23 protein-coding genes and 1 tRNA gene are annotated in these 25493 nt (G+C 54.8%); 8 read left to right on the forward strand and 16 right to left on the reverse strand.

Annotated features, from left to right (window positions below):
- Positions 1-96: 96 nt before the first annotated feature.
- Positions 97-171: transfer RNA gene (locus ACR0NT_RS01165), tRNA-Val, on the forward strand.
- Positions 172-555: 384 nt separating this feature from the next.
- On the opposite strand, the gene ACR0NT_RS01170 is transcribed toward ACR0NT_RS01165, so the two are convergent.
- From ACR0NT_RS01170 to ACR0NT_RS01180, 3 genes are all read right to left on the reverse strand, one after another.
- Entirely contained in the window at positions 556-1809 is a 1254-nt protein-coding gene (locus ACR0NT_RS01170) for a phosphoribosyltransferase family protein (RefSeq protein WP_170671320.1), read from the reverse strand.
- A 9-nt stretch (positions 1810-1818) separates the two neighbouring features.
- Positions 1819-2793 (reverse strand): DNA-processing protein DprA, encoded by a 975-nt coding sequence (locus tag ACR0NT_RS01175; protein WP_170671318.1) that lies wholly within the window; start codon positions 2791-2793, stop codon positions 1819-1821.
- A 1014-nt stretch (positions 2794-3807) separates the two neighbouring features.
- Positions 3808-4473, reverse strand: a complete 666-nt coding sequence (locus ACR0NT_RS01180) for a recombinase family protein (protein WP_170671316.1) — start codon at positions 4471-4473, stop codon at positions 3808-3810.
- A gap of 232 nt (positions 4474-4705) precedes the next feature.
- On the opposite strand from ACR0NT_RS01180, the gene ACR0NT_RS01185 reads away from it, so the two are divergent.
- A complete protein-coding gene (locus ACR0NT_RS01185) occupies positions 4706-5461 on the forward strand; it encodes a phage Gp37/Gp68 family protein (RefSeq protein WP_170671314.1) in 756 nt (251 codons plus the stop codon).
- Positions 5404-6363 carry a three-Cys-motif partner protein TcmP gene (locus ACR0NT_RS01190; protein WP_170671312.1) on the forward strand — a complete coding sequence of 320 codons (960 nt, stop codon included), beginning with the start codon at positions 5404-5406 and terminating at the stop codon, positions 6361-6363. Before ACR0NT_RS01185 ends, ACR0NT_RS01190 begins: the two co-directional genes overlap by 58 nt.
- A gap of 347 nt (positions 6364-6710) precedes the next feature.
- Here ACR0NT_RS01190 and ACR0NT_RS01195 read toward each other — a convergent pair whose 3' ends face one another.
- From ACR0NT_RS01195 to ACR0NT_RS01230, 8 genes are all read right to left on the reverse strand, one after another.
- Positions 6711-9560 (reverse strand): bifunctional DNA primase/polymerase, encoded by a 2850-nt coding sequence (locus ACR0NT_RS01195; protein WP_170671310.1) that lies wholly within the window; start codon positions 9558-9560, stop codon positions 6711-6713.
- A 406-nt stretch (positions 9561-9966) separates the two neighbouring features.
- Positions 9967-10356, reverse strand: coding sequence for a hypothetical protein (locus ACR0NT_RS01200; protein WP_170671308.1), 390 nt, complete (start codon positions 10354-10356; stop codon positions 9967-9969).
- Between the two features lie 81 nt (positions 10357-10437).
- Complete coding sequence (locus tag ACR0NT_RS01205; RefSeq protein ID WP_170671306.1) at positions 10438-10809, reverse strand: hypothetical protein; 372 nt, start codon at positions 10807-10809, stop codon at positions 10438-10440.
- On the reverse strand, positions 10806-11171 hold the full coding sequence (locus ACR0NT_RS01210) for a hypothetical protein (protein WP_170671304.1): 366 nt from the start codon (positions 11169-11171) through the stop codon (positions 10806-10808). The genes ACR0NT_RS01205 and ACR0NT_RS01210 overlap by 4 nt, the downstream gene beginning before the upstream one ends.
- Positions 11172-11173: 2 nt before the next feature.
- A complete protein-coding gene (locus ACR0NT_RS01215; RefSeq protein WP_170671302.1) occupies positions 11174-11671 on the reverse strand; it encodes a hypothetical protein in 498 nt (165 codons plus the stop codon).
- Positions 11668-12189 (reverse strand): hypothetical protein, encoded by a 522-nt coding sequence (locus ACR0NT_RS01220; protein ID WP_170671299.1) that lies wholly within the window; start codon positions 12187-12189, stop codon positions 11668-11670. The genes ACR0NT_RS01215 and ACR0NT_RS01220 overlap by 4 nt, the downstream gene beginning before the upstream one ends.
- A gap of 258 nt (positions 12190-12447) precedes the next feature.
- Entirely contained in the window at positions 12448-13437 is a 990-nt protein-coding gene (locus ACR0NT_RS01225) for a hypothetical protein (protein ID WP_170671297.1), read from the reverse strand.
- A gap of 64 nt (positions 13438-13501) precedes the next feature.
- Positions 13502-15043, reverse strand: a complete 1542-nt coding sequence (locus ACR0NT_RS01230) for a site-specific integrase (RefSeq protein WP_170671295.1) — start codon at positions 15041-15043, stop codon at positions 13502-13504.
- Between the two features lie 267 nt (positions 15044-15310).
- On the opposite strand from ACR0NT_RS01230, the gene ACR0NT_RS01235 reads away from it, so the two are divergent.
- Positions 15311-16897, forward strand: a complete 1587-nt coding sequence (locus tag ACR0NT_RS01235) for an APC family permease (RefSeq protein WP_170442485.1) — start codon at positions 15311-15313, stop codon at positions 16895-16897.
- Positions 16898-16929: 32 nt separating this feature from the next.
- Here the strand turns inward: ACR0NT_RS01235 and lon are convergent, their stop codons facing one another.
- The 3 genes from lon to ACR0NT_RS01250 form a co-directional block, all read right to left on the reverse strand.
- Positions 16930-19338 carry an endopeptidase La gene (gene lon, locus ACR0NT_RS01240; protein ID WP_170442483.1) on the reverse strand — a complete coding sequence of 803 codons (2409 nt, stop codon included), beginning with the start codon at positions 19336-19338 and terminating at the stop codon, positions 16930-16932.
- Between the two features lie 213 nt (positions 19339-19551).
- Positions 19552-20682 (reverse strand): tRNA guanosine(34) transglycosylase Tgt, encoded by a 1131-nt coding sequence (gene tgt / locus ACR0NT_RS01245; protein ID WP_170671293.1) that lies wholly within the window; start codon positions 20680-20682, stop codon positions 19552-19554.
- Between the two features lie 64 nt (positions 20683-20746).
- On the reverse strand, positions 20747-21658 hold the full coding sequence (locus ACR0NT_RS01250; RefSeq protein WP_170671291.1) for a nucleoside hydrolase: 912 nt from the start codon (positions 21656-21658) through the stop codon (positions 20747-20749).
- A 184-nt stretch (positions 21659-21842) separates the two neighbouring features.
- Here ACR0NT_RS01250 and ACR0NT_RS01255 point away from each other — a divergent pair, with 184 nt between their 5' ends.
- The 3 genes from ACR0NT_RS01255 to ACR0NT_RS01265 all read left to right on the forward strand — a co-directional run bounded on the left by ACR0NT_RS01255 (position 21843) and on the right by ACR0NT_RS01265 (position 23470).
- The gene (locus ACR0NT_RS01255; RefSeq protein WP_170671597.1) at positions 21843-22733 is read left to right on the forward strand and encodes an SPFH domain-containing protein; all 891 of its coding nucleotides are present in this window, start codon (positions 21843-21845) and stop codon (positions 22731-22733) included.
- Complete coding sequence (locus ACR0NT_RS01260; RefSeq protein WP_170442477.1) at positions 22733-23011, forward strand: hypothetical protein; 279 nt, start codon at positions 22733-22735, stop codon at positions 23009-23011. Before ACR0NT_RS01255 ends, ACR0NT_RS01260 begins: the two co-directional genes overlap by 1 nt.
- A gap of 96 nt (positions 23012-23107) precedes the next feature.
- A complete protein-coding gene (locus ACR0NT_RS01265) occupies positions 23108-23470 on the forward strand; it encodes an SUF system Fe-S cluster assembly protein (protein ID WP_170324781.1) in 363 nt (120 codons plus the stop codon).
- 228 nt (positions 23471-23698) lie between these two features.
- On the opposite strand, the gene ACR0NT_RS01270 is transcribed toward ACR0NT_RS01265, so the two are convergent.
- The gene (locus ACR0NT_RS01270) at positions 23699-23953 is read right to left on the reverse strand and encodes a hypothetical protein (protein ID WP_480442539.1); all 255 of its coding nucleotides are present in this window, start codon (positions 23951-23953) and stop codon (positions 23699-23701) included.
- A gap of 242 nt (positions 23954-24195) precedes the next feature.
- Between ACR0NT_RS01270 and ACR0NT_RS01275 the strand changes: the two genes are divergently transcribed.
- The gene (locus tag ACR0NT_RS01275) at positions 24196-24561 is read left to right on the forward strand and encodes a HesB/IscA family protein (protein WP_170442473.1); all 366 of its coding nucleotides are present in this window, start codon (positions 24196-24198) and stop codon (positions 24559-24561) included.
- On the opposite strand, the gene ACR0NT_RS01280 is transcribed toward ACR0NT_RS01275, so the two are convergent.
- Positions 24558-25469, reverse strand: a complete 912-nt coding sequence (locus ACR0NT_RS01280) for an isopenicillin N synthase family oxygenase (protein ID WP_170671289.1) — start codon at positions 25467-25469, stop codon at positions 24558-24560. The genes ACR0NT_RS01275 and ACR0NT_RS01280 overlap by 4 nt on opposite strands.
- Positions 25470-25493: the final 24 nt, after the last annotated feature.

Consider the following 25493-nt stretch of genomic DNA (forward strand, 5'->3'; position numbering starts at 1 on the left):
CTTCTGCTGCCTGTTTTTTTTGTGTTCGCAATTTCAAGAATTGCGCGTTTGGTACTCTTGCAAGCCTGTAGAACTCTCTGTATTACGCGTCCTCACGGGTGATTAGCTCAGTGGTAGAGCGCTTCGTTCACATCGAAGATGTCAGGAGTTCAAATCTCTTATCACCCACCAATCAATACGCCCTATAAAGTGTTGTTATTAAATAATAATTATAGCGAGTTGATCTTCCATGTGGGACACCAATGCGTCCCTTGTGGGACATTCTTGCGAAACTCAGAAGAGGGAGTTGGGTCGTTTGACGGGCCGAGAAAGCGGTGATTTCCAGACTCAGAAGGTCTCGGACTTCCCCGACTGGTCCTGCTTTGGTTCAAGTTCATGCTGAATAGGAAAGGCTATTCATAGAGTCCTTACTGGCATTTTTGTGGATTCATTTGACAGCTTTCTAGCCCAAAGTGGGCAAACCGTCTCATCAAGTGCGGCGGAACGCGGGCGTTCGCCACTCTCGTCGCGACTGACCAAGTTACAGAGAATAGCAGACTTTCGCCCCGCGAAAATTCAGATTTCAATAGGCCAATCCCATCCATTGAAGCGCGTGAAGGCGTCAGCGATCTCGTTTGCCGCATTGTGATTGATTACGTTGCCAGAATTTGAATGGACAGCGACTTCATGGCTTTCTGGCTCATAACTCAAATAGGGCCGTTTGATATTTGGGATGAGTCTGACAATTTCGTGGTAATCGTTTGCGCCCGGAGTTTTGAGCCAACACAAACAGATGACATTGGCACCCGCAGCCTCGGCAAACGCTCTGGCCGTTTCAAGAGAATGACCCTGTGTGCAGATGTCATCCACAACCAGCAAAGTCTTACCTTTGACGTTTGGGCGATTCTTGTAGCGCCCACCGACGTCGCCCGTTTTGAGTGGATCAGGTCTCAGACGAATTGAACCAAGTTGATTGAGGGCTGACGGTTGCTGACCACTGTTCCGAAGCGTCTGTGACTTTGGTGCGTCTTGGTGCCTCAAAATATAGTCTTCTAGGTACCTCGCTCGCAAGGAACCCGAAGCTATTCTTACAGCTTGCAAGAGTTCGGCCTTTTCCGAAGTAGTTTTGTGGCCGGGGTAAGGGGCTACATACGATGCCTCTGCCCCAATGCCGGAGAGATGCATTCTCGCAGCCATTAAGAGACCCCAAAAACGTAGATCGCCAACACCAAACTTTACCGCGTTCTTAGCGTCTGTAGAGTAAATTGCCGCATCCGGGTATGCTCTCGAGTACTCCCCCAACGGAGCGATGGTGTAGACCCTCAAGTTACCTTGCTCAATACTCCAAAACCAATCCTTCGGTGTCAGACAACAGCAGTCTACGAATTTCGCAATGTCTTTTGGTGAATCGAACTCAAAGCCGAACGGACTGTTCTGCTCATGCCACTTTGCGTTCAAGAAAAGCAGTCCACCATTCGATGCCGCTTGAATGTCTTCCTGAGTATTGCCGATATAGACAACTTCCTGAGGCGCCCAACCTTGATCTTCTAACACATGCTGCATGGCTGCGGCATACTGTTTGTACGGCATGTCTCTGCCACCCTGATAGTAGGGCAGTTGTCTACCTACCAGCCGTGAAAAAAAATCATTGAACGGCTCTTCACTGTCCACCATCTTCCACGTTGAGTTGCTGACCAATACAGGCTGCACACCAACCGAGATCAAATATTTGATGAGCTTGACTGTTTCCAGTGCAATGGCTTGGTCAGCTTTGCCTTCTTTGGCCAACACATTGCTAAGGGAAAAAATCGCGCCACGTAGTGTGTGCATAACTGGTCCTTACAATAACTTGAGCTGAGTGGTCTTGGGTTTTGGGTCAGAGTTCAAATGCTTAAACACAAAATCTACAAAGCTATCTTGATCTGAGGGGATTGTAAAAAAGCCATTATGTGGGACGTATTCGCGTGGAACCCAGTCGAGGTCACGTTGATTAGGCGTCCTCAGGAATGCAATCGGGCGTGCGAGATCATGCGCGTATCGCACTGTGTGCGCTGTTCCACTTTTTACGGCCCATTCTGTCGGAATTAGGAGTTTACTCAATGCCGCCTGCAGTCTGTTTCGACGCACAAAGTTAGCGGCGCTGTATCCTTCTTTGATCAAGTACTCCGTGGCGATTGCACCGCCACTATCTATTATTGTGCGCCTCAGTCTATCTGAACCTTTTGGATACTCAGTGAAAATTCCTGTTCCCAGAAACGCAATCGTTGGAACACCAGCGTCTATGCTGGCGGAGTGGATTTCTTGGTCAATTCCATCGGCCAACCCGCTTACAGTTGGAGCGCCAAACTCTGATAACCAATGCCCTACATATCGCGTGAGCCACACACCTTCTTGCGACGCCCTTCGCGATCCGACCACTGAGATTGAACGCCGGGACAGAACGCCGATTCCCCCCTGAACGAAAAGCCACCTTGGGGTGTTACTCAGATCGTTCAGCTGCGGAGGAAAATCTCTGTCACCCTGAAAGACGATTGATACGTTCGACAGAGACAATTCTTGAGCCCTACGTTTCGCATTATCCACTGCCCGTGCGCGAGTTTCTCGCCAAGCCTGTGTACCGTCACCTCGTTCCTCTAGTTCCGACCGGCCCAAAAGGCTGCGCACTTCGCTAGCATCCTCAAGTTCGATAACGCTTTGAAAAGACGTCTCCGATGCCGATATTCGTCTCAGAGTTTCGATACCAACGCCTTTGATTGCACTGAGCGCAAGAAATGCTACGCGCTCTGCGTCAAAATGATCTTCCGAAACTTCCAATGAAACCGCCCAAGAATTCGCGTTGTCAAAGTATAGCTAACCCGAATTATTGGTAAGGATCAATCGGTTTGGCGCTTGCTCTCCTACGAGCTTTGTCGAGGTCCATATCGGCGGTCTGCACCGCAGAATGGGTAATTCCCTACAAGGCGCGGGCTTGGGCCGAACCCGAAGCTTTGCATTGGCTAATTTCTAGGCTTAGCTGCCGTTAGCCGCAAACGGTGAAGCATGTGGTGCGAGTGGCAGCTAAGGCGGACTTCCCGCTAGTTCACCCGCCTGCAGCGAAGGTCAGAAGCGCTTCGCTAGCGTCGCGGTCCAGATCGTGGGCGGCCTTCTGGACAGCCTAGATGGCACCAGTGACTACATGCGCGCCGCTCTTTGCAGCAACCGCATTAGTCTTCAAACGGAATTCATGAGTATCGTCCATAAATGGCTATTGTATCCCTTATATGGGAAAAGTCGGCGGACAAATCGCACCCCATACGCGCGAAATGTCCGCGACTGAGAGAGCAAATAGAATTGCCACGGGACACAGCCCCGCCAAGCAAGTGCAGTGAATCACAGGTGACGGGCTCGCCCTAGCAAACCGACAAAACGGTTCATCCGGATCGGGATGTTTTCGAACGTCGCCTATGCAACATTTTTTTGCTGGATTTGGAAATTTTTTGAGGCGGAATTGCAATCTGAACTAAGGGGGGTGGGTCGCTCAGATGGGTCCCCGATGTTGCATAAAAGGGCTTCCCAGTTCGGAAAAAAGCAACCGAAACGGGGCAGATGAGAACCGTTGACAGCTCGAAGTACTTAATCAGGGTTTTCAGTGGTTTACACTGGGTATGTGGGCAGCACCTACGCGCCTCCGCGAGAAAGATGGTATACCGGCCACGGGTCCCATGCTATTGTTTTTGCTATATTATTTAACCTTGAGTGGTTAATTAGAGTCAAAGGAAATGCGTTGATTTCAAGCCGCTTACGCGGCCAGTACCGACCCGGATACATCGCTATGTCCTGTTAATAGGATTATGCTGCATCCAGCCGTTTCAGGGCGTTTCTGACGCTCATCGCAGCCCACTTGCGCCCACGGGGCGTTGGTACGTTGGCAGCGTTCAGGGCGTCCGCAATGGACTGCAATGATGCTTTGGCTTCGCGCATAGGAATGATGATGGATGCGACACGCTGAGCGGCGGCGTCAGCCGCCTGTTTAGCCGCTTCATTGCGCTTCATGGTGGCGTCCCGCATACCACCCAATTTGACGCCTCTTTCCTTCGCTGCCGCAAGCGCCTGTTTGGTGCGAAGGCTAATGAAGTCGCGTTCCTGTTCCGCCAACGCTGCGTAGATATGAAGCTGGAACTTGTCAGCGGACGGCATAGACGCGACCCGAAGCGTAAGGCCCTTATCTTTAAGGGTTTTCGCAATGAACTCTACATCACGGCTGAGGCGATCCAGCTTGCTGACAAGCAGTTCTGCCCGATTTCTCCGGGCCATTTCCATCGCCTTTTCTAGCTCTGGGCGGTCAGCATATTTGCCGCTTTGAACGTCGGTGAAGGTTCCCAGAACCTCAAACGGTACGTCTGAGTAGTTGTCCAGAAACAGGGCAATATCCCGATCCTGCGCTTCCAGACCCAGCCCGGATTTGCCCTGCTGGGCGGTGCTTACTCTGCGATAGATCACATATTTTTCGCTCATACCGGGCCTCGTAAAAATCGTCCACGTTGGTTGAGCTTTTTATATCTTGCCACAAACATGATTCGCGAGTCTTTTCAATACCTTAGAGTCATTTTTTGTCAGTTTAGCAAAAGCTAATACAACTGCCACCCAAAGGTTGCGATCTAAGATGTCGTCGGCGGCCAATTCAACCCTTGGAGGATGAGTCACCTGTTGATATCCTGTGAAAAAAACAAAAACAGGCGCGAGCGCGATGGCACAAAAGACTCAAATCGAATGGACGGATGCGACATGGAATCCAGTCACCGGATGCACAAAGATTGGGCCGGGTTGTGACAATTGCTATGCAGAGCGATTTGCTGAACGCTGGCGAGGGATTCCCGACCACCCTTATGAGCAAGGATTCGACCTGAGGCTTTGGCCTAACCGATTGGCGCAGCCAGCTCTTTGGAAGAAGCCGCGCATGATTTTCGTGAACAGTATGAGCGACCTGTTCCACAAGAAGGTAACGCGCGCGTACATTGATCGGGTTTTTGAAGCAATGGAGTCAGTAGACTGGCATGTCTATCAAGTCCTGACTAAGCGCAGCTCGCTGATGCGAAATTATGTTCGCGGACGATACGGGGATAAGGGTGTTCCGCCTCATATTTGGCTTGGGGTCTCTGTGGAAGACGATGCTCACACATGCCGAATTGATCACTTGCGACAGGTGAATTCACAGGCGCGATTTGTATCCTTCGAACCACTTCTTGGACCCGTCGGAAGCGCGAGCTTGGATGGAATAGCTTGGGCTATTGTGGGCGGTGAAAGCGGCCCAAAGGCGCGGCCCATGGAAGGGGCTTGGGCAACTGAAATCCGCAATCTTTGCGATCAGTCCGGCACCGCATTTTTCTTCAAGCAGTGGGGAGGACCGAGGCCAAAGTCCGGAGGGCGAACTCTGGACGGGGAAGAATGGAACGGCTTCCCGACACATGTTGTTCCTCAGAGGATTTTAGAAACTTTGATATGAAGAAAGATCATAACGAAAACGTTGTTGGGCCGTGGGCCGAAGAGAAACTTGATTTATTAGAAAAATATTTGAAAGCATACAATGTCGCCCTGAAGAACAAGCCGTTCAGGCGGGTCTACATCGACGGTTTCGCTGGAGCTCCGGTTTGTAAACTTCGAAACAAGAACGCAAACGACAACACTCCCAGCGCGTTCCTAGATGACATTGAGGCAACCGAGGCTCAAGAGCGTTTCATCGCAGGTTCACCTCTTCGGGCTATTGGTTGTGAACCGGGCTTTCACATCATCAGGTTCATTGACTTGGATGAGAGTCGCAGTGCGACTTTAGCTGATCTCGCCAAAAACGACCCCAGAATTAAGGTCAGAACTGGCGACTGCAACCCGGCCTTGCAGAGCCTCGCACAGGGCTTTGATGCATGGGACCTGCGCGGTGTGGCTTTTCTTGATCCCTACGGTGCACACTTGCATTGGGACACACTGGTTGCGCTGGCTGAAACTGACAAGATCGAGGTCATAATCAATTTTCCAGCCGCGATGGCTATCAACCGGCAGATCAAGCGCAATGGAGACATACCTGAAAACTGGGTGGCGCAGTTGGACGCTTGCTTTGGTACTAATGCATGGCGAGATATCGCATACGTTATCGAAGAGGATTTGTTTGGTGATATGAAAATCAGCAAACAAAGCGGCTTACCAGAGAAGCTTTTGGACCTTTACCTCGGACGCCTTAAAGATGTGTTTCCATACGTGGCAGCTCCAAGGCTGATCTGTAACACTCGCGGCGTCGGGCTGTATTACTTGCTTTGGGCAGGACCAAATGCTCAGGGTTACAGGATCGCGAATGACATCTTTAAACGCTACAACAAGGTTTCAGGCCTCAAAGGCCAACGCGGAAAGAAGTGACCAAACCGGGTTTGAAACTCTCTTGAGGCCGCTAACGCGGCTTCTACCATCGCGTTGGGTGACCCTTTATTCGCCCCAATTCAACTGACCATATAGGGTCAGGACAAGCGGTTGATTTACAAAGGTTTTTGATTCTCTGACCCCATTACCCTATTTGACCTCATTTAAAAGAGATCGGTGAAGAGGAAGAAGCATCGGCACCACCCCGCTGCCTAACTTCGCCGAACTTGGGGGAAATGGGGCAAATGGGGTAATGGGGTCAGAGGGGTATTTTCCTTTTATTTGCAGTAGTTTGAGGTGTGCTACTTGTGACCCCGTTTAACCGCCCGCAATAGGGTCAGACCGCGTTAGCGGTCTTCACCAAATTCAGCCAGTTCCACCCTAAGTTCGTCTAGCGGCGGGAACTCGACATAGAGGACTCGCGAGTCGGTCTGCTTCGCCACTCGCGACCCGTCCGACATTTCGCCGCGATAGTGGATCACGTCCTTGTTCCGGTGATTGGCCTCATCACCAATCAGCTTTTCCAGCGCCTCGCGACCTGCTACCGTCTCGTTTCCGCGCCCCTTCTTAATACCCAAAACCGCGTTGACATGAGACCGTGCGACACGCGTGGGTTCGTCATCGCTCAGGTCATAGTAGAACGCATCGCCATCTGCGGTCTTTCCAGACAGAATGCCTTCTTCGATAATTCCGATCAGCTCGGCCATTGGACCATTAAGCCCCATGCGCGCCTGCTGACGCAGGCCATCGGTCTTCGGCGGTCTACGCAATACGTCCCACCCGCCAATCTCTGCGGGGTCCCAGTTCACCAAATCATAGACCATTGCCTCAAGTCCGCCTTCGCGCATTTGCTTGTCGATAGCCTTAAAATACGCGGCGTCTTCCTTGTGCGCGTTGCTGGCTTCGAGAACAAGAAACCGTCGCGCGTCCTTGCCATCCGTCGGAATGATCCAGTCGTTATTGGAAATGAATGCCACCGCAAGCCGGTTTGGACGGGTCACAGCATTCTCGAACTTGGCTTCAACGGTCAGTTCATCAGCGGTAATCAAGTCCTTGATCACGCCCGCTGCAGCCCTGTCGCCAGCCCAGAATGCCTCTTCACAAACCAAAAGCAACTTGCCGTCTAGATGCGCGTTAAAACTCCCGGTCAGGTGCTTCCCCTGAGAAACCTTAAGAGCAGCGCACCCCATCCCATCACGCAGCCAATCAAATAGTTTACTCTTACCTGTACCCTGCTCACCCCGGATCGCTACTGATGAAGGCACCTTGACGCCAGGACGGGCAAACGGCGATGCGATCCAAGTCATAAACCAGTGAAACAGATCGTCGTCACCTTCGCACAGAACATCACGAACGTGATTCCTGAGCAGCGACCAATCACCCTTTACAGGTTCGACAGCAAAACCCGTCCAGATATTGAACTTATGAGCCGGGGCCGCTGACGCGTTCGGCTCGAAGCACGTTCCATCGAACGTAGCCCGTTCACGGTCATAGAAAAAAAGTACGTGAGGCTGTAGCTTCTTAAGCTTGCCCTCTTCGTTGACATAACTGACCTCGCGATTGCGAAAAAGTCGATCAAGGGCTGCTTCACTATAAAACACAGGCGATGCACCCTTCGCCGTAAGGATCGCAGCCTTTGCACCATCGGGCGTCACAACGTACGAGAAACGCATGCGCATTGAATCCACAATCTGTCCGCGTACGACGCCAACCATGCGAGCGTATGCACGGTCAGCGGCTTCCGGTCCCGGCTTAGACGGCGCAACACCCATTTCCTTGTATAGGCTGGGCGCGTCTTCCGGGCGGCGCAAGAACCCAAGGCTATCCACCAGCCGTTCGTCATAGACACTATCCAGCGGATTGGCCGTAACGATACCTGAAGGATCGGCAACCTCACCCCGACCCTCATGCGTCGAGTCATCGGACCGCTGAGCGCTGATGAATTCGCTTGCCTGCTCAATCCGCCGATCAAGGTATTCATCGGTATCATACTTTGAGCGGTCACGTTCAGGATCGCGGTATGCAGTCCCAATTCGGTCGCGCAATGCGTTAAACAACTCAGAAGAGTCGTCGTCGATCCCATGAGTGGAAAACCACGAACAGGCTGCGCGGTAGATAGGCGTGTCGAATCCCCCGCCACCTTCGTGATCACCAATCTCGGAGAGGAAATTGTCAAAACCGGCAGTCTCACTGACGCGAGCCTTTTTCGACTCAGAACGCCGCCCAGACTTGGACTTGTTGGAAGACTCCCGCTTCGGCTTATCCTGACGCGACTTGGTTGCATTGAAAGCCAGTTCGTCGAGCCATTCCGGCGCGTCCGCGATGCAATCCCACGGCGTCACTTCCCACTGGTAGAAGTTGCCGCTCTTGTGAATCGACGGTGCGGCGATGATCTGCCCACCCTCACCACGAATATCAACGCCCGTAGCAATCGCTGACGCCGTATTATAGATCGCAGGTCTACCCTTGAAGATGAAGTGCCAGCCTCCGGAACCACTCACACTCTTCGCAGTGCGGGGCAAAACGCCATGTTTAGCCTCAAGCGCAGCCAAAGCGGCCTTGCCTTCTTCGCCGTCAATGTCGAGTACAAAGAGGCCACAGCCCTCAGGGAAGGAAATCGAAACATTTCGAGGAGCGTTCACCCGCGCATAAGGGTAAGTTTCACCCTGCTTATTCGGCGGATATTCACCGTCGCCAGTCCAGAACTGGATAATCTCTTCACGGTTATTGCTTGCGCGATCCTGCCACGCCGCCCCGCGCGGGGTCTTTGCCGTGGTCGTTCCTGCCTGCTTACCCGTTCCTTCGCCGGTAGCCGGGTCAATTGCATGACTATCGACTACGTGCAGGCCGCACGTCTGGTAACGAAGCGCATATGCGAGGGTCATTGCGTTGTGGTCTGCTACATCCGCATAATCGGGATTGGATCGCAGCAACCCGGCGTCGAGAAGCGTTTGACCGGCTTCCGCAAGCTCATCAGGCACTTCACTTTGCGCGCGCTGACGCGCGGCCTCAGCCCGTTCAGTGTGATACAAACTCTTTAAGGGTGGACTGCCGAAGAAACGGTTGGTGGGCAACCTATCATGCGGTTCGGTGTTTCGGCGATCTTCCAACTGAATAACATTTTCAATCTTGGGTACATCTTCACCCGCCCTCAAGAACGGGTTGTCTTCTTCCAAATTGGCCTCAGGCCTGCTCATGCTCGTCTCCTATTTTTTGGTTGGGCAGAGCGCGGGGACACGCTCTACCTCTTTTCACTATGCTGCCGACAAGGCCGCTGCCTGTTTCCGAAGGTCAATAAGTTCGTCGGTCAATCTGCCCAGTTCTGCGGAGTTGTCCCGCGTTAGCGGACGAAGTCCCGCCGCCCGGATTGCGTCAGTTACCTGCACCAATTTCTGCTCAATTTCGTACACCCATAATCTCCTTCTAATTGAGGTCGTGCGGAACTGTTCCGCCGATGTCAGATTAACTATCACGGGATTGAAGTTGATGTAAGTATATGTTTTTGAAGTATTTTATTGAATTGAAGTTAAGTTTTGCCGTGCAAAAACCTTTGTTTGACGTACCCATTTAACTTCAAGTGAACTGTTCTCTTCCAAGAGTCGCTTAGCCGGACAGACGCCAGTCCGCGAGACTGCCGATTTCTACAACCGGAAGCGAATCAGTATTGCCGTAGACGCCGGGCCGGACCTCGTAAGCGCCTAGCAATTCCAGCGCCCTCACGCATTCCGTCAGGTCGGTCTCTGCCGCCTCCCGGACCGCGCGCAGAGACAGCGCAAAACTACGCCCGTGGCCCATTTCGACCAGCTTGGTATCAATGGCCTCCGCCAGAAGGAGCGCGTCAGCGTAGTCTTGAGGATCAAGATGCGCCGAAAGCCACGCGCGGCGCTCAAGCATGCGGTCACGGATAGTCTTGGGGTCATTCTCGATGCCGAGTGCATCAATTTGCGCGAGATATACACGTGACTTTTCAACGGGGGTTAGCTCGATACTCATTACTTGTCCTTCTTGTTGGGATGTTTGGTGCGCCCCGGCGTGGTCTGGCAACGACCACGCCGGGGGCGGTGCTGCGCAGGGCTAGGAGCGACCCTGCGCAAGCTCGGGAAATAGCTCATCCAGCTCTCGCGCAACCTTTGTCGCAATTTCATGCAACCGCGCCCGAAACTCCGTTTCTGACATTGCCAAACGTGCGCGATGCCAGAGTGCGGCGCGCATATTGGCCCTTTGATGCGCCCGCGTGAGCCATGTTCTACGCTGCTTTGCGGTCAGTCCAGTCTTCAATCTCTTTTGCAATGCGCTCTTCCTCTTGCTGGAACCGCTCCGGGGCCACTCGGATCGCTTTTCAATTGCGCGTCGCCAACGCTCATCACGCAGCGCCTTTCGTCGACGAGCCGCCTTATCAAGATCGGGGTCTCCGCCGCCGAAATTCTGAAAATCAAGTACGCTCATCGCCGACGCCTCCGCTCGCCGCGTTCAGCGGTTCGATCCGCGTGGGCGTGTAGTCGATTACGAAGCATTTCCGCTTCGGTAAGCGGGCGCGACGGCGTTGGCTCGGCACTTTGTTCTTGTTCCGGTTGCGCAGCAATCTCTTCCGGCTCATCAACCATGCCCCGCGCCTTCAGTTCATTCATGACAGCAGGCGGCGGCGGGGGCGCATCAGGAAAGGACTTGGACAGCGCAATGAACTCGTCGTCAGAGATCGTCACGTTCTTCAACATGATCGCCTCCCAACCATGACCAACTGCCGTAAACTGGGTCCACACGTTGCCTCCGAATTGGCGCACTTCTTCAATGAGCTTGTCCATCTGCATCGTCAGCGTCCCTTATTATTGGACAGAGGACTCCGCCCGATCCCAAGCTTGTCAGCGAGGCGCAACCGCGCGTGAGGTGAGTCGACCTGAAGTACAATCTCCAACTTCTGCGCCTCGCTCAGTTCCTTACTGTTCTCGGCATGCTCAGGGACGCCCGCCTGCGCACGCCTTGCCATCGTAATTCGAGTGGCCGGGGGCATCTCATTGAGGCGCTCAAGCGCGGCGGGGTTGCCTTCAGCAATCATCCGAAGTTCAGCTTCTTCCTGACGTGCTGCGATCATGTGCGCTAGCGCCTCCACCCCAGACTCCAGTTCATCGGCGGAAACGTCCGCCCCGAGCGCCATCATCCGTGCAGCGGTACACTCCAAAATATCGGTCTCATCAATCGTGGCACCTTGCGCTTGAGCGATGCTGACCACCTTCTGAACAGCCTCAGCCCAACGGCCACTGACCGCCTCACTACTGTTTACGATTGCAAGAAAATTCGAATGATCCGTCATGCGGCTTCCTTTAGTTGATCTTCAATTTCGATATTGGGACGGGCGTTGGTGATGGCGTACGGCACCGCCCAGTGTTCGAAAGGCGGCAGTGCATCAGGATCAGCAAGGACCGTCCAACGCAGTACGGCATCCGTCAGAACCAAGTTGAGACGCAAGGGTTCGAGGTGCTGGAAAAGGACCGACGACTGCACAGAGCCCGCCAGAGCGTTGGTAAACATCACACGCGCGCCAAAGAGGCGTTCGACCGCTGGACCCCGAAGCCACCGCTCAAGGCGGCGTGCGCGGCGCACGGCATCGTCACCAACAAACAATTCCTCGCCATCGAAATTGGCGAGTTCGAATAGCTGCGGCACACCGGCTCGCTCGCGATCCTTAACCGTGGGCAATACGTCAGTAAGCTGGAAGCGCTTCGCACCGTATGCGCCGCTGGTGAACGGCAGGTCACGCGTCCGGCTCAGCGACGTACCTCGGGCAATGCCCAGAGCATTACAAATGTCATCATGGCTGACAGTCAGCACAATTACCTCTCAAAGTAGGGGATTTTATTATTGACAAATCAGATTAATCTGATCTCGCTGTCAGAATACTGCCCTATGATTCGCTACCAGTCAAGAATCTGGTCAAAACGGGTCACGGTTTTTGCACTAAGAAAAAAGGCCCGCTGACGCGGGCCTTCGGACAAATCAACAAGTTGAAAGCGTACCTAGTCGGCAGCTTTATCAGATGCGCTAGGACGCAGCTTGGCAACTGATCTACTTAGGCCTGTTAAGACACACCTATCCCCCCGAAAGCCAACCTATCAAAAAGAAGCCAAAATAGACTAGGAAGAGAATAACCGCCGAAACCCAGCCAATGGAGAAGAGTGGTTTCTTGTCCAAATTGAGTGCGTATTGAAGAAACGCGAGAATGGGACCAGTTCTCGACAGTGCTCGCAGCATTATCGTCGAAAACAACGCCACCCATATCCATATACTACCAACCATAGCACTCACTGCTATACCGGGAACGAGTGCATCCATTGACGTAAATTCGAAGAACCCAAATTCAGAGTTGATTGCATCAGGAATTAGCGTGAGCACACTTTGAATAACACCTTCGTAAATTAGAGAAACGGTAATTTCACCGAGAAACACTGAAAAAATCGCAATGAAAATTGCATACAGAAGGTGAAGGATCAAAAGAAATACTAAAGCGGAAATCACAAAGTCGCTTAGAACAAGAAGAGGAAGGTTGGTTATCCTAGAAACAGCATATTTCAAATGTAAGCGCGTAACTGCTAGAGAGGCATAGTCACTAATGGGGTTCACCAAGAAAGCGAACAAAAAAAAGGGCCATTGGTGAATCGCCGACATGACGAATTCAAACGCGGTCATTGGAGCCTTGATCTGAACATAGCTCGGCGTTGCGACAAAATCGCGCTCACAGACATTTGGCTCTACCACAACATCTCCACCTACTGGTTGGCAGATTCCTGTGTCAAGAATGGGCGCTAAAGTGGCCGATAAGATTAACAGTATGGCAGTTGAGTAAAGGAAGGAGACTAGGATGCACCGTTTGCTTAGGTGCTTCTCTCCGAAAACCCACTTAAACATATAATAAATTGATGGGACGACCGGGTTGTTAGCGGACGGCGGATTCAGCGATCTAATCCATTTTGCAAGATCAGATCGAACTTCATCCGACAACGCGTCGTCAGCTTTCCAGAATACTGCAACAATAATCACTATGACGGCTGGGACACCTACGAGTTCAAGTAGTGAATCCATTTTCTCTATGCACTTCTACTAGGACTTCTCAAATGCTGTTGGCTTCCACCAAATTACTTTAACCTTACCAGAATGATACCTTATTCATGGCGTTTGCCATAGCGTCCATCGTCTCAGGGTCCGTATAGTGGCGCATCATCTTACCATCTGGTTTATGCCCTATGATCTGCTGTCGTATCTCTTTTGAGACGCCCTGACGCTTCATTGCCATATTGAACGTGCCGCGCGTCGAGTAAAGGGACACGCGGGGTCGTTTGAGCTTCAATTCCGTCAGGATCAGATCAAACTGCTTCTCCGAGAAATTCTTCACAACATCTTTTATCAGCTTGCCATCCGCATGACGTACACACGCTAACCCGCCCCCGTTGATAAATTCGGGAAGGTCCGCCAGCCCATCAGGTAGCGGGATCAGCCGATTGCCGCTCTTGCTAAAGCAAATGTTTATTCCGATGCCCTGCCATTCATCCTGATAGGCGTCGATTTGGGATACATCGCAAACATCATCGTCCCGCAGCCTGTAAAATTCGTGGGGACGCATGCCCGTCAGAAACAACGTCTTGATGCACATGAGGTATGCGCGACGGCGCTCCTTACTCAGCCGAGATTTACCATCCGGGGCGAAACGCGCCTGCGCCTCGATCCAAATCTTCGCAACGTCATCAGGCCTGAACGGAATTTGCTTCCGCTCTTCTATCGACTTTGTGTCGCGGGGGAATTTGAGGCCAAGTGCGGGATTGACCTCAATCACCTCTTCTTCGTGCGCGAAGGAAAGAACTGAGCCGATACCGGCAAACAGAGTCCGTATAGAAGTTGGCTCAAGGCCAGACGCAATTAGGTGGTCCCTGTGATCTTTGAGCATTCTAGAGGTAAGGTCGCGGGCATCTAAGTCCCCCTCCCGATCAATGAATCTCTGAATCCCGTTCCGATATGCGCGCTCTGTGTTGTCGGATAAGGATTGCAGACCCTTGTAGCGATCCAGCAACTTCAAAAGGGTGTTTTCCGAATTGCTCGGGGCCATCTTTTGAAGCTGACGCAAGCGAGTTGCGACCATCCCTTTTAAAGCATCGAACATCATTGCGCCAGTCGTGTCTGTCGGACGCTGAGGGCGCATATGGCGCACCAAAGTCAACCCTACCGGATCATCAATAGGCTGGGCCTCAATGTAGCTGCGATCACCGAAGGCATGCGCCATGAATCCTGCCAGCAACTCCCGCTCACGCGGGGGACTCTCTCTTGCTGCTGACTGCATTACCGTTTCTGCGTTGCGCCAGCGCTCCTTCGACATCACTTCTGGATCACTGAAATTTGGAGAAGGACTCGATGCGAGGGCTAGACTCAAGTCCAGCGCCTTAGCAAATGCTTCCGTTTCATTCCGTTTGATTTGCGCGTTTGCGGCTTCGGGGACTGATAGAGCCTGAATAAGTTCGTTGTGCTCGTCGGTAAGCTCCAAGCACTTACGAAGGGCCTTCTCATAGTCGGAACCAAGCCGCTTTTCCCAGACCTTTCGACCCACCGCCTGCTGCAAGTTTTCGGGGACACGCCGGATGTACTTGCAAAGGCCCGCTTCGGAAACCTTAAGGTACGGAATGGCTTTCTTCTTTGGCATCCAAAAGGCTCCATGTGGGACACTGCATCCGCTCATGTGGGACACTTTTAGACCTCAATGCAAGCCGAAACGCCTTAAAATCAACTAATAAAGGGCGTCGCGGCGAAAGTCACTTTTTCAAATCTCTTATCACCCACCATTCCCCTACTTGTACGGCTGCGCTGGTTTTGCCCTGTCCTGACAGGCGCTTGCCAGAAATTGTCGCAACTGCGTATCCTGCCCTGAACGGCCGCATCACCATGCGGCGATGATGGATGGGGTACGGTCGTGGCCAGATTGAAACGGGATATCGGCCTGCTCGGCCTGACCTTCATTTCGGTCGGCGGCATCATCGGGTCCGGGTGGTTGTTTGGCCCTCTTCTCGCCGTTCAGCACGCAGGTCCGGCTGCCGTGATCTCGTGGATCATCGGTGCCGTTGCCATGTTCGTGCTGGCGATCACCTTTGCCGAGATCTCGGCCATGCTGCCGATCCCCGGCGGCATTGCGCGGGTGCCGCAGTTCTCGCATGGCAATATCGTCTCGATGGCGATGGGGTGGACGGCCTGGATCGGCTATAACACCACCGCCCCGATCGAGGTTGAGGCTATGCTGAAATACCTCTCCCCCTATGCTCCGTGGCTGCATACGGCCGAAACCGGAGACCTGACCGGAGCCGGCATCACCGTCGCCCTGTTCTTCATGTTGCTTTTCGTCGCGGTCAACGCGTTGGGCGTCAAGTTCTTCACTCAGGTGAACGCCATGCTGACATGGGCCAAAATCGCGATCCCGGTCGTTTTGACTACCTTGCTGATCGTCAATCGTTTCGACGCGCAGAACTTCACCCAGCCAGACGGCTTCGCGCCCTACGGGTTGCAAGGCATCATGGCTGCCGTTTCAACCGGAGGGGTCATTTTTTCCTTTATCGGGTTCCGCCATGTGGTCGACATGGCCGGAGAGGTTCGAAACCCCAAATTCGCCATCCCCGCCGCACTGGTCCTGTCCATTGTACTGTGCGCTGCCATTTACCTGGGGCTGCAAATCGCCTTTGTCGGGGCACTGGATGCCAACATGCTGAAAAACGGCTGGGCCGACCTGAGTTTCGGCGGCCAAGGTCCGCTGGACGGGGTTATCATCTCGGTCGGGTTTGTCTGGTTTCTGAGCGTTTTGAACATCGGGTCGGTGATCGGGCCATTTGGCAACGGGCTGGTTGCAACGGGATCAAATGCCCGGATCGCAATGGCCTTGTCGAAAAACGGATTTCTGCCGGAACGATTGATGACGCTTTCTTCATTCGGTGTGCCTTTGTGGGCGCTGGCACTGAACTTTCTGATCGGGGTGCTGTTTCTGCTGACGGTTCCGTTCACCACTGTCATCGCGCTCAACGGTGCCGCAATTGTGTTGTCCTTTGCGGTTGGCCCGATTGCCGTCGTGTGCCTGCGCCATCTGATGCCGGATCACCCAAGATCGATCCGCATCCCGGCGGTGAAACTTGTCGCGGTGTCGGCCTTCGCCATCGCAACGCTCGTCGTCTATTGGAGCGGTTGGGACACTGTCTGGCGCCTTGGCATCGCGCTGATCATCGGAATGACCCTGCTGCTGGCACGGTTCCGCAACCGGCTGGATGAGATGGACGTGACCGAAGCCCTGTGGCTGTTGCCGTACCTGATCGGGATCGGGTTGATTTCCTATCTTGGCCAGTTCGGAGACGGCGCGCTGAAGCAAATCCCGTTTGGGTGGGACATCGCGCTTTGCGTGCTGTTTTCCGCTGTGATCTTTGGGCTCGCGGTACGCTCGGCTCTGCCCGCAGAAAAGTTTCGGGAATACATCGCCGAGGAAGAGATTCTGGACCCAAAAAAACCCATTGTCGGGTTGTAAAAAAGGCGGGGGTGCCCCCGCCTTTGATCTGTTTAATGTGCTGTTGCGGATCGCCCGGCATCTTCGGCCGCCTTGGCCGCCGCTGCTGCGGCCTCTTCCGCCGCCTCATCCCATTCAACCGGCTCCGGCTCGCTGATCAGCGCGTGTTTCAGCACTTCTGAGACATGCGTGACCGGGATGATCTCCAGCCCTTCTTTCACGTTGTCCGGAATCTCGGCCAGATCCTTTTCGTTCTCTTCCGGGATCAGAACGGTCTTGATGCCGCCCCGCAGGGCCGCCAGCAGTTTTTCTTTCAAACCACCAATCGGCATCGCGTTGCCACGCAGCGAAACCTCACCAGTCATCGCGATATCCTTGCGCACCGGAATGCCGGTCAGCACCGACACGATCGAGGTCACCATCGCCAGACCGGCACTTGGGCCGTCTTTGGGCGTCGCCCCATCCGGCACGTGGACGTGGATATCCAGCGTGTCGAACTTCGGCGGCTTCACCCCGATCTGAGGCGAGATTGACCGTACATAGGACGAGGCCGCATCGATGGATTCCTTCATCACATCGCCCAGCTTACCGGTGGTCTTCATCCGCCCCTTACCGGGCAGCTTCAGCGCTTCGATATGCAGCAAGTCGCCACCTACGGACGTCCATGCCAGACCGGTGACAACACCGACCTGATCGTCCTGTTCGGCCAGACCATAGCGGAACTTGGGCACGCCGAGGAAATCATCCAGATTGTCGGGCGTCACGGTGACCTCTTCCGCCTCTTTCTTGATGATCTTGGTCAGCGATTTCCGCGCCACTTTGGCGATTTCACGTTCGAGGTTCCGCACGCCCGCTTCGCGGGTGTAGGTGCGGATGATCTTTTGCAGCGCCTCGTCCGTCAGTTCAAACTCCTTGGCCTTCAGGCCATGGTTCTTGACCTGCTTGCTGATCAGGTGCTGCTTGGCGATCTCGCTCTTTTCTTCCTCGGTGTAACCGGCCAGCGGGATGATCTCCATCCGGTCCAGCAAAGGCCCAGGCATGTTGTAGCTGTTCGACGTGGTCAGGAACATCACGTTGGACAGGTCATATTCGACCTCAAGATAGTGGTCCATGAACGTGCTGTTCTGCTCCGGGTCCAACACCTCGAGCATTGCCGAAGCCGGATCACCACGGAAGTCCTGTCCCATCTTGTCGATTTCGTCGAGCAGGATAAGCGGGTTCGTGGTTTTCGCCTTTTTCAGCGCCTGAATGATCTTACCGGGCATCGAACCGATATACGTCCGACGGTGACCGCGAATTTCGGATTCGTCGCGTACACCACCCAGTGAGATGCGAATGAATTCGCGTCCCGTGGCTTTAGCAACGGATTTACCCAGCGAGGTCTTACCTACACCCGGAGGGCCAACGAGGCACAGGATCGGACCTTTTAGCTTTTTCGAACGCTGCTGCACCGCCAGATACTCGACGATCCGTTCCTTGACCTTCTCAAGGCCATAGTGATCGGCGTCCAAAATATCCTGCGCCCGGCCCAGATCCTTTTTGACGCGGGATTTGGTGCCCCACGGCAGCGCCAGAATCCAGTCCAGATAGTTGCGCACGACGGTGGCCTCAGCCGACATCGGGCTCATATTGCGCAGCTTTTTCAGCTCGCCCTCGGCCTTTTCGCGCGCTTCTTTCGACAGCTTGGTCTCTTCGATCTTGGCTTCCAATTCGGCAACTTCATTGCTGCCGTCCTCGCCATCGCCAAGCTCCTTCTGAATGGCCTTCATTTGCTCATTCAGATAGTACTCGCGCTGCGTCTTCTCCATCTGGGTTTTGACGCGGGTCTTGATCTTTTTCTCGACCTGCAGAACCGACATTTCGCCCTGCATCAGGCCATAGACTTTCTCAAGCCGCTCGCTGACACTGAGCGTCTCAAGCAGTTCCTGCTTTTGTTCAACCTCGATGCCCAGATGGCCCGACACGAGATCGGCCAGCTTGGCAGGTTCGGTGGTCTCACCGACGGCGGTCAGGGCTTCCTCGGGGATGTTCTTGCGCACTTTGGCATAGCGCTCGAACTCATCCGCGACGGTGCGCAACAGCGCTTCGGTCGTGGTGACATCGCCCGGAATCTCGGTCAGATACTCGGCGCGGGCTTCGAAAAACTCTTCGTTTTCAAGGAAATCCGTGATCTGCACACGTGCCTGCCCTTCGACCAGCACTTTGACGGTGCCGTCCGGAAGTTTCAGCAATTGCAATACATTTGCCAGGACGCCCGACCGATAGATGCCGTCCACAGTCGGATCGTCATCACCCGGATCAATCTGACTGGACAACAGAATCTGCTTGTCGTCCTGCATCACTTCTTCCAAAGCGCGGACGGATTTTTCCCGACCCACGAACAGCGGCACGATCATGTGCGGGAACACCACAATATCGCGCAGCGGAAGTACGGGGTACGAGGAATTCAGAGGCTCTTGCATGCTCAATCCTTATCGTTGGCAAGATGGCTCCGGTCCCTGAATAAGGCAACGCTCGGCCATCTCCTGTCTTGGACGATAAAGGTGGGGCCTCATCGCCCTTTTTCAACCTTACCGTCGTGTATCACGATTCAGAATGACCCGAGGTTTTCCGGACTGCAAGGTATCGCGCCGACATATCCACCATTTTTGCAAAATGGCGCTATCGCAGCGTGATTAGAGCGGCTCGATGTCGCCCTGCGCCCGTTGCGCGTGGAACTCGGCCTGCCATGCCTCGAACGTGCCCGCCGCGATGGCGTCGCGCATACCCTGCATGATTTCCTGGAAATAATGCAGGTTGTGCCAGGTCAGCAGCATGCCCGAGATCATCTCGTTCGAGCGGAACACATGGTGCAGATAGGCGCGAGAGTAATTCGAACAGGCCGGGCATGTGCACTGCTCGTCCAGCGGGCGCGGGTCGTCGGCGTGGCGGGCGTTCTTGATGTTCACGACACCATGCCGGGTAAACACCTGCCCGGTGCGGCCCGAACGTGAGGGCAACACACAGTCCATCATGTCGATACCGCGTGCAACGGCGCCAACAATGTCGTCCGGTTTTCCAACCCCCATCAGGTAGCGCGGCCTGTCGGTCGGAAGGAAATCGGGGGCATAGTCGAGACAGTCGAACATGGCCTCCTGCCCCTCGCCCACGGCCAGACCGCCAACAGCATAACCTTCGAATCCGATCTGTTTGAGCGCCTCGGCGCTTTCTTCGCGCAGGTCCTTCTCCAAACCGCCCTGCATAATGCCGAACAGCGCGTGACCCGGACGATCTCCGAACGCCTCGCGCGACCGCTCGGCCCACCGCATCGACAGGCGCATCGACTCGGCGATGCGATCCCGGTCCGCAGGCAAGGCCGGGCATTCGTCGAAACACATGACAATGTCAGAGCCCAGCAGCCGCTGGATCTCCATCGACCGTTCCGGTGTCAACTCATGCTTGGACCCGTCGACATGGGATTTGAACGTCACGCCCTTTTCGGTCAGCTTACGCAGTCCGGCCAGCGACATGACCTGAAACCCGCCCGAGTCCGTGAGGATCGGACGCTCCCAATTCATAAACTTGTGCAAGCCACCTAACCGGTCGATACGTTCAGCCGTGGGGCGCAGCATCAGGTGATAGGTGTTGCCCAGCAGGATATCTGCTCCGGTTGCGCGCACGCTTTCAGGCATCATCGCCTTGACTGTTGCCGCCGTGCCGACGGGCATGAAGGCAGGCGTCCGCACCTCGCCGCGCGGCGTGTTGATCACGCCGGTTCTGGCCTTGCCATCGGTGGCTTTCAGGTCAAAAGAAAAACGCTCGGTCATGGGGTTGCCTCGGGGTCGCTGAACCGGGTGGGATGTGCCCGATCTGCCGGGCCATTGCAACCCGTCAGGGCAGTAAGGCGACGCGCTCGGTAAACAGGCGCACAACCCCTGCCCCGTCAACATCGCGACACACGCGAACCGCAGGCCGTGAAGGATCAGGACGGGTAGCGCCGATCTCCGGCCCTTCGGTCACCACGCTCAGCCCGGTTTCGACCATGTCGAACATCGGCTCGTGCGTGCAGGCAATCACCGCAGTTGAATCGTGCAGGCCGCACCCTTCGAGCCCGCCAACCTCTTTGTAGAACTTCAGATAAAACTTGGAGATATCGCGCAGAAACCCACCCATATCCCTGGATCGCTCGGCCAACGCTGCGAAATCGGCGGTTTCGTAGAGGGTTTTCAGCGTCACATCCAACCCCACCAGAACGGTTTCCGGCGGCGCGGCAAAGACGATATCCGCGGCCCGGGCGTCGTGATAGATGTTGGCTTCGGCATGGAGGTTCACATTGCCGGGGCAATACACCGCACCACCCATCACGACCAAACGGCTGATATTGTGCGAGAACTCGGGGTCCAACTGCATCGCCAAGGCGATATTGGTCAGCGGGCCAACCGCACAGACGACCAGTTCGCCCTTGTGACGACGCGCCGTATCGACAAGGAACTCGGCCGCCGACAAATCGTGGTTTGTGCCGATATCAGAGATTTCAGTAATGTCGCCAAAGCCTTCCGGGCCATGCACGTGCTCGGACGGGGTATGATGGCTCTGCCCCAGCCCGTATGAGGCCCCCTCGGCAACCGGTGCGGCCAGACCCAGTTTATCCAGCAAAAACCGCGCGTTGCGGCTGGATTGGTGCACATGCGTGTTGCCGAACACCGTGGTCAGCCCGATCAGGTCGATTTCGGGCGCGGCTGCGGCATAGGCGATTGCCATGGCATCGTCGATGCCGGGGTCTGTGTCGATGATTAGTTTCATCCCTGCCCGATACCGCAAACACCTTGGGATGCAAAGCGGTCACAATCCGAATTTTCCACCCCGCATCCACAACTTCATTGATTTGCATCCACGCCTGTTCACCCCATACCAGAGTTGAAATCGGGCGACTCAATCCCCACATGTATACTATAGTACACAATAAAAGAGGACAGAAATGATAGGCATGAACGAAGACCAGATCGTTGGATTGTTGACGTCGAACATCATTTACGTGTTGGCGGCGGTGCTGATCGTCGTTGTCATTTTCAAAGGCATCAAAATCGTTCCGCAATCTGAGAAATATGTGGTCGAACGGTTCGGGCGCTTGCATTCGGTGCTTGGCCCCGGCATCAACTTTATTGTTCCTTTTCTGGATGTTGCCCGCCACAAGATATCCATTCTTGAACGCCAGCTGCCAAACGCAACGCAGGACGCGATCACCAAGGACAACGTGCTGGTGCAGATCGACACCTCGGTGTTTTACCGCATTCTCGAACCGGAAAAGACGGTATATCGTATTCGGGACGTCGACGGCGCGATTGCAACAACCGTCGCCGGTATCGTGCGGGCGGAAATCGGCAAAATGGACCTGGATGAGGTCCAATCGAACCGTGCGCAACTGATCGAGCGTATACAAGAAAGCGTCGAAACCGCTGTTGACGACTGGGGCATCGAAGTGACCCGTGCCGAAATTCTGGACGTGAATCTGGATCAGGCAACCCGCGACGCGATGCTGCAACAGTTGAACGCCGAGCGCGCCCGCCGCGCACAAGTGACCGAGGCCGAAGGCCAGAAGCGCGCAGTCGAACTGAGCGCCGATGCCGAGCTATACGCCGCCGAACAAACGGCAAAGGCCCGCCGGATTCAGGCCGAGGCCGAGGCTTACGCAACCGGCGTGGTTGCCAAGGCCATTCAGGACAACGGCATTGAGGCCGCGCAGTATCAGGTTGCCCTGAAACAGGTCGAGGCGTTGAACGCCCTAGGCAATGGTAGCGGCTCGCAAACCATCGTTGTGCCCGCCAACGCGCTTGAGGCCTTTGGCGATGCCTTCAAGATGCTGAGAGGAGGAAAATAATGGCTGATCCCTTCTGGCTGACCTGGTGGATCTGGCTGGCCGCAGCGCTGGCGCTTGGAATCCTCGAGATCGTGCTGCCCGGATTTATCTTTCTGGGCTTTGCGATCGGGGCAGCAATCACCGGGTTGATGCTGGTTATCCCCGGAATGGCTCCCTCGCTGCCGGTTTTGCTGCTGATCTTCGCGGCATTGTCCCTGGGCGCGTGGCTGGTGCTGCGGCGTGTCTACTCCCTGCCCCATGGTCAGGTGAAGACCTTCCGGCATGACATCAACGACTAAGATCTGCGGGCGCCCCTCAGGGGGCGTCATTGCACCTCTGGACGCTGCCACAGGCTTTCCCTATATAATTGGTCAGGAACCAGACCCGAGGCACGAATGACTCATCCGAGTGAACAGTTGGAAGGCACGCCCCTGATTGCGCCTTCATCCATCGAGCACCCCCTGTACGACGCAGTGGTAGAAGCCTGCCGTACGGTCTTTGACCCGGAAATCCCGGTGAATATTTACGATCTGGGTTTGATCTACACGATCGACATCACTCAGGAAAACGCGGTGAAAGTCATTATGACACTGACCGCACCCGGCTGTCCGGTCGCCGGAGACATGCCCGGCTGGATCGTTGAAGCGATCGAACCGGTCGCAGGCGTCAAGGAAGTTGACGTGGAACTGACATGGGAACCGCCCTGGGGCATGGAGATGATGTCGGACGAGGCGCGGCTGGAACTTGGCTTCATGTAAGCCGGACAAAATAAGTCTTTGTCAAAAAAGATTTATTTTTCTGTCACCGATCCGTCAAAAAACTGTTACCGAGGCCAAGAATAGTCCCGGTGTGCTGATGCTCGCATCCCGTTGAGAGCACAACTTCAGCCGGGAGAAGCAATCGTCCCCCGCTTTACCCGGCCGGACGACCTGAATAAGAGACCGCTCTTGCCCGAGAGCGGTCTTTTTCTCAGGCAACTTAACGGGCTACTGAACACCGCACTTGGTTTTGATCTCGGCGGCTCTTTCATCCAATGCCTTGACGTAATCTCCAGATAACATGGACAGTCTTTTGTTCTCTGTGCCGGTCACCAGCCCCAGCAATGCACCGGCTGGCGTAAGAGCGGCCACACTTTCAAGTTGCTGGTCCTGTGCGTGCTTCTTCTCGGCCGCAATCGCGCGCAAATCGCCCTCGGCGGTGGCGCAATTGACCGGATGTGTTTCTTGCGCGGTCTCGGCCACGGCAACACCTGCGGTCACCGCAAAAATTGATACCAACGCCATGTTTTTGCAAATAATTTTACAGTCAGCCATCCCATCTCACCTTATCTCAAAACGCTTACGCTCAGCTAAGGTCACCTGATCTGAAAAGGCAAGCACCATTCCTGGGGCGGTAGAAAAGTTAGGTAAGCAGCGCTGCTATGTCTTGAGCCGTTGCCCTCTCAGCACTAGATTGGAGTCTACGCGCGACAACGGAGATCACAATGTTCGGCATTCCCGGCAAACAGGCCGTGACCATGACGCCCAAAGCGGCAGAGCAGATTGTCCGCCTGATGAAATCAGGTGGTCATGCTGGTCTGCGTATTGGCGTCAAGAAAGGCGGTTGCGCCGGCATGGAATACACCATGGACTATGTCGATCAGGCTGACGCGAATGATGAGGTCGTGGAACAGGGCGGCGCGCGGGTCATGATTGCTCCGATGGCGCAGATGTTCCTGTTCGGGACCGAGATCGACTATGAGGTCTCGCTGCTGGAGGCCGGTTTCAAGTTTCGCAACCCGAACGTCGTCGATGCCTGCGGGTGTGGCGAGTCGATCAAGTTCGACGAAGGGCTGACGCCCCAATCCTAAGACGCCTGAAGGTGGACGTAGGTTTCATTGAACCGGCGTGTCAGGTGCTCGCCGGCGCGAATGATCTGGCCTGAGTTTGGCGGTGCCACGTTGGTGTCATAGGACGGGTTGAAAAACAGCGGCACCGACAGCCGCTCCTGCGCACCGCCGACCACACGATGCAGCGTTGCCCTGACCTGCCCCGCCGTCCAGAACTCCAACATCTCACCGAAATTGATGATGAAGGTCCCTGGCGCGGCCTCGACCTTTGCCCAGCTTTGGTCGGGCATCCGCACCTCAAGCCCCGAGGTGCCGTCGGTCGCCAATAGGGTCAGGCACCCGTAATCCGTATGCGCGCCGATGCCAAAGTCGCGATCTCCGGCCCAGTTCGGGCGTTGAGGATAGTAATTGCCGCGCAGCAACGCCATCGGCGTATCAAACGCAGTGTCAAAACTGTTTTCCGCGCGCCCCAACGCCACGGCGATCGCCCGCAGAACGCGCATCGCAACCGAGCAGGCATCCGTGTAGTAGGTCTGGATCGTTTGCTTGAACGCGGGCGGATGATCTGGCCATTGGTTGGGCGCATACACGCCAAGCTTCGCGTTGGCATATGGGCTGTTCGCAGGCAGTTCATAGCCGCAATCGAACACTTCTTTGAAATCGGGGTTCGCCTCCGGGTCAACCTGCTCGGACCGCGATGCGCCCCAGCCCCGATTGGACCCGGTCAGCGCCATATCGACCCGTTTCTTCTCGGCCTCTGGCAGGTGAAAGAATGCACGATACGCGCCCAGAACCTGACGCACTCGGTCGCCGTCCAGCCCGGTATTCGAGACAGTTAAGAACCCCACCTCACCCACGGCACGCAGCAGCTTGCCAAGCTCGGCAAGGTCGCGTTGGTCCAGTTTTCTCAGATCAAGGTTGTCGATCATTGGCCCGCTCCATTCTGCGCGCGG

The sequence above is a fragment of the Ruegeria sp. AB10 genome, from assembly GCF_056542745.1.